Raw genomic sequence first — 1,555 nt, 5'->3', positions numbered from 1 at the left:
TTGTATTTCGCAAGTGAAAAGTGAGCCATTTCGCAATTTAATTTTGAGCCACTTTACCTTCGTTCATTTTCATCCATTTTTCTGTTTCTTTCATCCGATAAGAAATCCCATTCATATTTAAAACATGTGATTTATGTGTAAGTCTATCTGTTAGCGCAGCTGTCAATACTGGATCATGAAAGACCTCTTGCCATTTCAAAAAGGATAAGTTACTTGTTATAATCGTAGACTTTCTACCGGCTCGTAACGATAGATGCGAGAAAAAAAGTTCAGCACCGTCTTTATCAAATGATATATAGCCAAGCTCATCAATAATAACCAGATCATACTTTTCAAACTTTAATTCAAATGCCCTCAGTGTGCGTTCAGAACGGCATTCCTTAAGCTGATTGATTAACGATGATACGGTCGCAAAATACACCCTATAACCAGCCATACATGCTTCTACCCCAAGCCCTACGGCTATATGAGATTTGCCCGTACCTGGCGATCCCGTTAAAATAATATTTTGACCCTCTTTTATAAAATCCAACGATTTAAAATGTGGTAATTTCCGTTTCGCATCATCTGGTAAAGCTTCCTCTTCTAATTCCTCCAATAACTTTTTCTCGGGGAAGTTTGCTGCCCGAATACGATTGTATTTAGCGCGTACTAAACGATCACCTTTTTCTTGGATAAGCACTTGATGTAATACATCAAATGCTTGTTCAGGATATTTAAAATCTGTTTCATTTTGAACCATCTTGCGAATGCTTGGTAACCGCAAATCCTTACAAAAATCAATAACTTGCTGTTTCTTATTCATAGAGCCAATCCTTCTTCCTCTTCCGGTTGATTAAACAGGAGCCCATATGCCTTAATATTGCTTTCAGATTGTTTAGAGGTATCATCTATTTCTAACGAATTTACTCCTGAAGGAGTAGTTTGCTCACAGAGGAAAAGAATTCTTTCTGTACTCACATAATCGAAGCGAATATTTTTTAATTCTTCAACCGCCTTCATGACATGATTCAACTTGTTTTTTTCTTTGATATAGAATAGTAACTCTATGAAATCTTTCTCTTTTCCGATATAATAATGATTGTATAATTTTTTAATTTGGTTAGGTGCCTGCTTCAAACATTCACTTTGAGCGATGGCACCCTTTTTCTTTTGAAATGTGTTTAAATAATGGTAAATATTCATTTCCCACTGGTGTAACCCCCAATTACGTGAATGCTCAGCCACAAGATCTCCTTCAATAAATAACTTTACCTTTTCAGCTCCCACTTTTGCTTTAATCCGTTTTCCAACGTGTCCTTCTGGCACTGAATAGTGATTTTGTTTGATAACCACTGAACTATATTTATCTATGTGGCATTCAACTAAATCAGCCCCATCAAATGGCGCAATAGCTACTGCTTGTTTTGCTACCTTTTTCTCCTCCTCCATTAAATCAGTGTGTTTAATTTTTTCTTTATGATGCAATCGCCCATTTATACGTTGTAACGTGCTCAATAACTGTTCCTCAGCCTCAACTAGGCTAGAAAAAGAAAATTCAGATGAGAATGCCTTT

At 36.2% G+C, this 1,555-nt stretch carries 2 protein-coding genes; both read right to left on the bottom strand.

Annotated elements, in window-relative coordinates; genetic code table 11:
• Nucleotides 1-37 precede the first annotated feature (37 nt).
• On the bottom strand, nucleotides 38-805 hold the full coding sequence (gene istB / locus OMHG_RS00090; protein ID WP_010647047.1) for an IS21-like element helper ATPase IstB: 768 nt from the start codon (nucleotides 803-805) through the stop codon (nucleotides 38-40).
• Nucleotides 802-1,555: Mu transposase domain-containing protein (locus OMHG_RS17600; protein ID WP_010647046.1), on the bottom strand; the 754-nt coding region annotated here is incomplete at its 5' end. The genes OMHG_RS17600 and istB, both read right to left, overlap by 4 nt.

Source organism: Oceanobacillus massiliensis str. N'diop (genome assembly GCF_000285495.1).
GTDB lineage: Bacteria > Bacillota > Bacilli > Bacillales > Amphibacillaceae > Oceanobacillus > Oceanobacillus massiliensis.
The sequence above is the reverse complement of the archived record's forward strand: the minus strand, read 5'-3'. Positions and strand labels throughout refer to the sequence as shown.